General features: G+C 48.2%; 9 protein-coding genes. 8 read left to right on the forward strand and 1 reads right to left on the reverse strand.

Annotation, left to right across the window (positions count from 1 at the left end):
- Positions 1–5 precede the first annotated feature (5 nt).
- The 8 genes from NFR90_RS05360 to NFR90_RS05395 are packed head-to-tail and all read left to right on the forward strand — an operon-like array spanning position 6 to position 5,628.
- Positions 6–221: a tail protein X gene (locus NFR90_RS05360; RefSeq protein WP_251451244.1), complete on the forward strand. Its 216-nt coding sequence runs from the start codon at positions 6–8 to the stop codon at positions 219–221.
- A complete protein-coding gene (locus tag NFR90_RS05365) occupies positions 214–1,368 on the forward strand; it encodes a phage late control D family protein (RefSeq protein ID WP_251451246.1) in 1,155 nt (384 codons plus the stop codon). The genes NFR90_RS05360 and NFR90_RS05365 overlap by 8 nt, the downstream gene beginning before the upstream one ends.
- Positions 1,365–2,024, forward strand: a complete 660-nt coding sequence (locus tag NFR90_RS05370; protein WP_251451248.1) for a phage baseplate assembly protein V — start codon at positions 1,365–1,367, stop codon at positions 2,022–2,024. The genes NFR90_RS05365 and NFR90_RS05370 overlap by 4 nt, the downstream gene beginning before the upstream one ends.
- Positions 2,025–2,032: 8 nt before the next feature.
- Positions 2,033–2,449, forward strand: coding sequence for a phage tail protein (locus NFR90_RS05375; protein ID WP_251451250.1), 417 nt, complete (start codon positions 2,033–2,035; stop codon positions 2,447–2,449).
- On the forward strand, positions 2,436–2,747 hold the full coding sequence (locus NFR90_RS05380) for a GPW/gp25 family protein (RefSeq protein WP_251451252.1): 312 nt from the start codon (positions 2,436–2,438) through the stop codon (positions 2,745–2,747). The genes NFR90_RS05375 and NFR90_RS05380 overlap by 14 nt, the downstream gene beginning before the upstream one ends.
- Positions 2,748–2,749: 2 nt before the next feature.
- The gene (locus NFR90_RS05385; protein WP_251451258.1) at positions 2,750–3,883 is read left to right on the forward strand and encodes a baseplate assembly protein; all 1,134 of its coding nucleotides are present in this window, start codon (positions 2,750–2,752) and stop codon (positions 3,881–3,883) included.
- Complete coding sequence (locus NFR90_RS05390; protein WP_251451260.1) at positions 3,883–4,524, forward strand: phage tail protein I; 642 nt, start codon at positions 3,883–3,885, stop codon at positions 4,522–4,524. Before NFR90_RS05385 ends, NFR90_RS05390 begins: the two co-directional genes overlap by 1 nt.
- Positions 4,525–4,548: 24 nt before the next feature.
- Positions 4,549–5,628, forward strand: coding sequence for a tail fiber protein (locus NFR90_RS05395; RefSeq protein ID WP_251451262.1), 1,080 nt, complete (start codon positions 4,549–4,551; stop codon positions 5,626–5,628).
- A 1,545-nt stretch (positions 5,629–7,173) separates the two neighbouring features.
- Here NFR90_RS05395 and NFR90_RS05400 read toward each other — a convergent pair.
- On the reverse strand, positions 7,174–7,665 hold a 492-nt coding region (locus NFR90_RS05400), incomplete at its 5' end, for a transposase (protein WP_251451270.1).

Consider the following 7,665-nt stretch of genomic DNA (forward strand, 5'->3'; position numbering starts at 1 on the left):
TGATTATGTACAAAACAGTCCAAGGGGATACTTGGGACATCATCAGCAAAAAACTTTACGGCACGGAAAAGTTCATGACACGCTTAATGCAAGCTAATCCGGATATTGCGGAGATTGTTATTTTTCCGGCTGGCGTGAAGGTTGAGGCCCCTGAGATTGCCGTTCCTGCGGAAACACTGCAGGGGTTGCCGCCGTGGAAAACGAGGAGGTCTGATGATTGACAATTTTCAGCCCCGTCAGGCGTATCTGAGAGTGCTCTGGGGGCCAGACGCCTCGAACATGACGCAATACCTCAATCCTGATCTACTGTCGTTTTCCTATAGCGATAAAGACGGAGACGAAGCTGACGAGATCAGCATTACGCTAAAAGATGAAACGGGGAAATGGGCCGGCAGTTGGACTCCTGACGGAGGGATGGTTCTGGAAGCATACATCGCTACAGGAACACCTCTGTCTAAAGGGCCTGAGCTTTATTGCGGGAAATTTTTCGTTGACGGCATTGACTTTTCAGGTCCTCCGAGAACCGTCTCTATCCAGGCCGTCTCTATTCCGTTAGCTGTGCCGATTCGGCGTTTAGTCAAGTCCCGCGCCTGGGAATCTCAGACACTTTCTGCAATCGCAAAAACAATAGCTGAGGAGGCTGACCTGGAATTCCTGTTTGATTCAGATGACGATCCGCAATTTGATCGACAGGATCAGAGCCGAGAAAACAATCTGAAATTTTTAAAGCGGCTGTGTTCTGAAAATGGGCTGTCCGTAAAAGTCACAGACAAGCAGCTCGTTGTTTTCAGCAAAGAAAAATACGAGAAGAAGGAGCCGGTTGCAACCGTTGCCGTCGGGCGATCAGAGGTTCTATCGTTTCGATTCAGCCAGTCTCACTCTGAAACCTATAAGAGCGTGACCGTAAGCTATCGAAATCCGAAACTCAAGAAAAAAGGTTGCGCCGGTGGTGAGATGTTTGACAAATACGGACGGCCAACCAAGGCCGCTCCGGCTTCTGCAGCTAAGGCTGATATTTTTGACGAACACGGACGCCGAATCAAAACAAAAAAAACTAACCCTGCTGTGATGGAATACACCGCTACAGATCCGAATGCCGATGAATCTGCTCAGGATTTTCAGTGGAAAAAACGAGCCACCAGCATTGCCGAGGCTAAACGATTGGCCGAAGCGAAGTTACGCGCCTTGAATGCGAAGAGCATAACCGGAGAGGTCACAGTTGTCGGAAACCCATTGTTCGTCGCAGGAGAGGTTATCGCTCTATCTGGATTCGGATCATTTGACGGAAATTTCTATATAGATTCGGCCACGCATTCGTTAGGTGGCGGATACACGACATCACTACAGATTCATAGGGTGAAAGCATGATTTTTGAAAATGATCAAAACGATCGAAATATGGCTGTTTTAAAACTTGGCGAAGTAGTCGAGGTGTTACCTGATCAATGCAAGGCGCGTGTGGTTTTTGATGAGGATGACTCAATTGTGAGCGACCCCCTGCCCATCGTCATTCCGAATTCGATCGAGAACAGAGATTTCCACCTGCCTGATGTTGGAGAAGATGTTCTGTGCTTGTTCGGTTCTGCTGGGCTTGAAGACGGATTTATTCTAGGTTCGATCTACGCTGGGGAAGTCGTTCCTCCGTCGAGTTCTGCAGATGTGCGCATGGTTGAGTTTGCTGATGGTTCGAAATTCAGCTTTGATCGCAGCGCCTCAACATTTGAAATTGAAATCGGCAGCACACGAATCAAACTGGATCAGAACTCTGTCAATGTCGAGGCAGCACAGCGGGTTTCCGTTAAGTCCGGTCAGGCCGTTGACATCGAGGGGGCTGCGGAGGTCAACATTAAAACACCCACGCTCAACCTCAATGTCGGAGGAACAACAATGCAGTTGAATGGCTCCAGTGCAACGATTACATCGCAGGATTTAACGTTCAGAGGCAACGTTTCTGTAACGGGGAATCTGTCGGTTTCGGGTAATGGCACGTTCTCTGGAACAGTTCACGCGCCCAATGTTTCATAGGAGGACATATGGCCAGTGTTTTAGGATGTTATGGACCAATGCCGTTCTATTGTTCAGAGAATGCAATTTTCAATTACAAGGATCTGAAATCCTCGAAACAGATCAGGTGGGCGGAGCATTCTGTCTACCAAGGAAAAACAATCAAGGAGTTTTTGGGATATTCACCTCTGGAGGTGTCGTTTAGCCTGCGATTCGATGCCTCTCGAGGGATAGCTCCGTTGATTGGAATCCCGTTGCTGGAAAAATTACTCGATCAACATATAGCGCTGCCGCTCATCGTTGGAGGAGTTTATATGGGCATGATGGCGATGGATAAATTTGATGTTCAACACAAATTTTTCGGCAAAGGCGGTGCGTGCATTGTTGCCGAGGTCTCTGTTTCGTTTTCGGAGGTTGGAAATGGATTATTCGATGGACTTATCTAAACCTATCGCAGTTAATTTCTCGCCATCCTCTGTGGCCGAGGAGATTCTTCAGAACGTTCGAACGATTTGTTCAACAGTCGTTGGTTCTGTTCCGCTGGATAGGGACTTCGGAATGTCGATGGATATGCTTGACCAGCCGATAAACATTTCACGGATGCTGTTCCAGTCCGCTGTGATTCAGGCCCTTGCAAAATACGAGCCCAGGGCAAAATTGGTCTCGATCGATTTTTCAACGAACGGAGAGAGCGTTAATCAGGGAATAACGATGCCGCGGCTGACACTGGAAATACAGGAGTAAATATGTCGGAAAATTTCCCGCGTTGGGGATTGCCGGATGTCAATTTTATGGAGACAGATCCGGACCAAATTAGAGCCTCGATAATCAACAGATATGAGACCGCCTCCGGGCGGTCTCTCGCTATGGGTGATCCGATTCGATTGTTTTTGCTGACGATCGCCGCAGAAATCATCCAACTCAGGCAGGTTTTCAATCATGCTGCTCAGCAAAATTTACTGAGCTATGCGCAAAACCAATATTTAGACGCTTTAGGCGTCTTTCTTGATTGTCCCCGTCAGGAGGCCGATCGTGCAGTAACGCAAATTCAATTTACGTTAACTCAGGCCTTGACTGGCGCATTCGTTATTCCTGCAGGATTCCAAATTACCAATGGCGAGGTTACGTTCCAAACGACAGAACAGGTAGCGATAGAACCGGGGGGACTGCAAGCCGTCGGTCAGGCTGAATGTACCGAATCAGGAGTTGTTGGTAATGGATATCTTGCTGGACAAATATCGACAATCGTTGCACCGCTGGCATTTTTAGCAACAGCGGCGAACATCAATGAATCCTCTGGAGGTTCAGACGAAGAAAGCGATGATAGCTATGCTGAGCGCCTCCGGCTACGACCGAATTCGTTTTCTGTTGCAGGGCCTGAGAAGGCGTACATTTTCCATGCATTTTCAGTCTCTCCGTCAATCATTGATGTGGCAGTGGATTCGCCAACACCAGGAGTTGTCAATGTCTATACGTTGTTGACTGGAGGCGAACTGCCTCAAGAAGCATTTCTGCAAGAGGTCGAATCGTATCTGGCTAGCGAAGAAGTGCGCCCGTTGACCGATGACGTTCATGCGTGCTGTCCGAGCGCTGTCAATTACGAGGTCAACGTTGATTACTACGTTCTCAATTCTGACGTCGTTCGACTGGAATCAATCAAAGAGGCTGTTGAAAATGCGGCTCAGGATTTCGTCACGTGGCAGCAATCGAAAATTGGACGTGACATCAATCCTGATGAGCTGATTTCTCGAATTCGAGCTGCAGGCGCAGGACGAATCGACCATGCAACGCTGCAACCGGCATTCCAGGCTCTGAATCGCAGCCAGGTTGCTCAATGTTCCGGCGTCACGATCACATTTAAAGGGCTGGAGGACGGTTAATGAAAACAATTGATGATATCTCGATTTCCGACCTGTTGCCGTCAAGCATCTCAGATGACCAACGAGTGCGGAATTCAGCCGCAGCGATAGACCCGGAGCTCAAACGCGCATCCGGGTCTCTTTATTTAGGCGCTATTTTTGCCAACGTCGACAAGTTGACGAGCCTGCAACTCGATCACCTGGCCTACAGTTTCGACCTGACCACGTGGCGTGACTCATGGCCACTGAATCAGAAACGACAGGTTGCAAAAACGGTTGTGGCACAAAAATGCAGAATGGGAACACTATCTGCAATTAAAAAAGTTCTGGCTAGCCTGGGATCAGCCGTTTCCATCACAGAATGGTGGGAGAAAAATCCGCGAGGAGAACCTCACACATTTGAGGTTGTTGCGTCGATCAGCTCGCTTTCTGGCGGCTTGAGCGCTGAATCTCAAGAGGATTTTTTTCGATTGCTGGATGAGGCAAAACCCGTTCGATCTCATTACACGTTCACGGTCGTCCAGTCTCTGTTGGGGCAAATCCACATTTCGGCTGCAATCCGACCAGTTTCATACGCACGATGCATTTCTGAGCAATTGCCAATAACGGGGCAAATCATTGTCGGCGGAGTTTTCCGCCCCGCTACGTACACACGAATTTAATTTAAATCAATTGGAGAAATTTTTATGCCTATCGCTGTCATCACGTCGGCAGGACTTGCCGCGCTTGTAAATGCCGAACACAACGGCACACTCCCGGTAAAAATTGCCAAATTTGGCCTTGGGACAGGGAATTACACGCCCACGGCAGAGCAAACCGCGCTCCAGAACAAATTTAAGGACATAGAGGCACTGACTGGTGGAGATGTTGGAGACAACGTTATCCATGTGACCATGAACGATATCAGTTCCGATGCCTACACAGTGAACGAGGTTGGAGTTTATCTAGAGGATGGAACTCTGTTTGCTGTTAGTTCGCAGCCGGTCGGAGCGATTCTGCAGAAAGCCGCGGGTTCGCAAGGCATGATGTCGATCGATTTGGTCGTTCAGGGTGGTAGTTCGGTGATCACTATCGACGGAGACACAAATTTCCTCAACCCTCCCGCAACGACTGTCACGGCTGGCGTTGTGAAATTAGCATCGCTGGCCGACATTGAGGCTGGAATTGACGGAACAAAATCGACAACACCATCGAGTGTTTTCAATTTTGTCAAAAACTACGTCACGACAGCAATTGATGGGCTGAAGAAGCTGTTGCGAGCGGAAATCGCTGCATCGTGTCTGGCTGCCATGCCGATTGGTACAGTTGTGCATTACATGGGAAACACAATCCCTGAGGGATTTCTGCTATGCAACGGCGCCTCTCTGTCTCGGACGGAGTATCCCGAGCTGTTTGACGTAATTGGGACGAAATGCGGAAGTGCTGATTCAGCACATTTCTCAATTCCTGATATGCACCACCGTTTCCTTGAAGGCACTACGGTGCTTTCGGAGATTGGAAAGTACATCGCTGAGGGGTTACCGAATAACGCAGGTGGTATATCTTTTTACAACACTAGCGGAGCAACGTTAGTACACCCTGATCAGACAGGTTCTTTTTACGGAGAATACAACTCGGCAAATCACCAAACGATTACGAACATAACGGAAGGAGAATCGTTTAGTTCACTACGAATGGACGCCAGACGATCAAGTGCCGTTTACGGAGCATCAGATACCGTACAGCCTAATTCTTTACGGGCATTGGCGCTCATCCGAGCATTTTAAAATGCCCTAATCAAAACCAGCGCTCGCATGGCGGACGGCTGAACAGTATTTGAGGCACCAAAAACCTGAGTTGATCGATTCGCGGAGAATTTGAACGCCTGAGAGCCGGTAGCTGTGTTTGTTGAGATTGAACTTGAATCGCCAGATTCAACCTCGGTGTCGGAGATCGCACCTCCCGACCAACCAATTGTTGATAGGTTTGTTCCGTTCCCTAGTGCGACCGCTCGCAGCCGTAATGTAGCGGTGATATTCGGAAAGCAGTTTCTGAGAGTTTGCTACAATCTGAGAATCCTGTTCAGGTGTGCATGACTGAACGAGGAATTGAACGGTTTCGCTCTGGTTACCCGCTCAATCATTGAAGCAAAAACCAAAGCAAAACGGCTCAAGGATTCGCCGTCCGAGAGCCGCTCTAAGTTGAAGGTTTATTATGCACTCAAAAACCTTAAACGTTAGTATAAAGCAAATCTTGCGATTTCTCATTAAGTTGGTGGTCGCTTTGATTCTCATGCTTTACTGCTAGCACCTGAGTAAAAGGCCCCGTTAGTTTTCCGCTGGCGGGGCCTGGGTGTTTCTGACCGAATAACGCAGGTGGTATATCTTTTTACAACACTAGCGGAGCAACGTTAGTACACCCTGATCAGACGGGTTCTTTTTACGGAGAGTACAAATCGGCGAATCACCAAACGATTACGAACATAACGGAAGGGGAATCGTTTAGTTCACTACGAATGGACGCCAGACGATCAAGTGCCGTTTACGGAGCATCAGATACCGTACAGCCCAATTCTTTACGGGCATTGGCGCTCATCCGAGCATTTTAAAACGCTCTAATCAAAACAAGGGCTCGCATTGCGGACGGTTGAACAGTATCTGAGGCACCAAAAACTTGAGTTGATCGATTCGCGGAGAAATTGAACAACTGAGTGGCTGTAACTGGGACTGTTGAGATTGCGCTCGAAGTGCCAGTTTCGGCATCATCGTCAGTGATCGCGCCGCTGGCCCATCCGATTTTTGAAATCGATCCGTCTCCTAGTGTCGCTGTACGCAAACGAAATGTACCTAAGATATTCGGGAATTTGTAAAAACGGATAACTAAGCTACAATCTCGGAACCAAGAAAGGAAATGAGCTTCATCCGAAGTCTTCGCCCTCGAAACCTGCGCCAATCCCTTAATTTTGAGAATTAGCAAAGGATTACGGTGTATGCCGTAGAGGGCCCCGAAAGGGATCAGATAAAACAAAACCCGGGTGGGACCGAGCTTTGTTGAATCTTAACTTCTTATGAGGTACTGAGATGTTGACCGCATTTCCAACCTCGTGGGAGATTATCGCACATAACACGATAATCTGGACAGGTGATTTGTATATTGATTACAAAATCATCCTCGTTCTGGTGTTATGGGAGTTAATCCGCACGAAGCTCTAACAAGCTAAAAAGAGGCCGGTATCCGCAAGGTGCCGGCCTTGTGCGTTTCCGAATAACTGAAATATTGCAGAATCTAGAGCCTCTAGCAGAGGCTCAGCTTTTAATCTGAAGGCATCTTCTTTAGAAGTCTGTCTCTTCTTCGTCGTCTTCGTAGACCTGCGCCTTTTCGGGCTCTGCATCAGGAACCGGAACCCCGAGGGCTTCAAATAACATCCGTCTTTTCCCTGCGATTTCACCGAAGTAGTAACCTCCGCAGAATCTGGTCTGCATTACATTGTTCAAAGAGTCCAGAACTCTGCAGTCACTGTCATACACCATCGGCAGACTATTATTCTTTTTGCACTCCTCACTGTATTTTCTCAGCCTGGTTCTGACAATCATCGCAATAGAGGTTGCCAGGAACTGTACAAACGTTTTACCAGTCAATGATTCGTTGTCCGAGACTCGATTTCTTGAGCAGCCCAAGCGGGATTTGAGCGTTTTAAATGTATCTTCGACTATCCAGCGTTCCTGGTAAGCGCACCAGGCTTTTCTGGCATCGGATATTTCGTCGCTTACCAGTACCCGGTAGCCTTTGTAGCGGAGCTTTTGATCCACTTTTTTATTGTCGAC

Source organism: Parasutterella muris (assembly GCF_943193095.1).
In the GTDB taxonomy this organism is placed as follows: domain Bacteria; phylum Pseudomonadota; class Gammaproteobacteria; order Burkholderiales; family Burkholderiaceae_F; genus Parasutterella; species Parasutterella muris.

What these genes read in the sequence shown, in the direction of transcription:
- NFR90_RS05360 (WP_251451244.1), top strand. Translation starts at nt 6, where the DNA reads ATGTACAAAACAGTCCAAGGGGATACTTGGGACATCATCAGCAAAAAA.
- NFR90_RS05370 (WP_251451248.1), top strand. Translation starts at nt 1,365, where the DNA reads ATGATTTTTGAAAATGATCAAAACGATCGAAATATGGCTGTTTTAAAA.
- NFR90_RS05380 (WP_251451252.1), top strand. Translation starts at nt 2,436, where the DNA reads ATGGACTTATCTAAACCTATCGCAGTTAATTTCTCGCCATCCTCTGTG.
- NFR90_RS05385 (WP_251451258.1), top strand. Translation starts at nt 2,750, where the DNA reads ATGTCGGAAAATTTCCCGCGTTGGGGATTGCCGGATGTCAATTTTATG.
- NFR90_RS05395 (WP_251451262.1), top strand. Translation starts at nt 4,549, where the DNA reads ATGCCTATCGCTGTCATCACGTCGGCAGGACTTGCCGCGCTTGTAAAT.
- NFR90_RS05390 (WP_251451260.1), top strand. Translation starts at nt 3,883, where the DNA reads ATGAAAACAATTGATGATATCTCGATTTCCGACCTGTTGCCGTCAAGC.
- NFR90_RS05365 (WP_251451246.1), top strand. Translation starts at nt 214, where the DNA reads ATGATTGACAATTTTCAGCCCCGTCAGGCGTATCTGAGAGTGCTCTGG.
- NFR90_RS05375 (WP_251451250.1), top strand. Translation starts at nt 2,033, where the DNA reads ATGGCCAGTGTTTTAGGATGTTATGGACCAATGCCGTTCTATTGTTCA.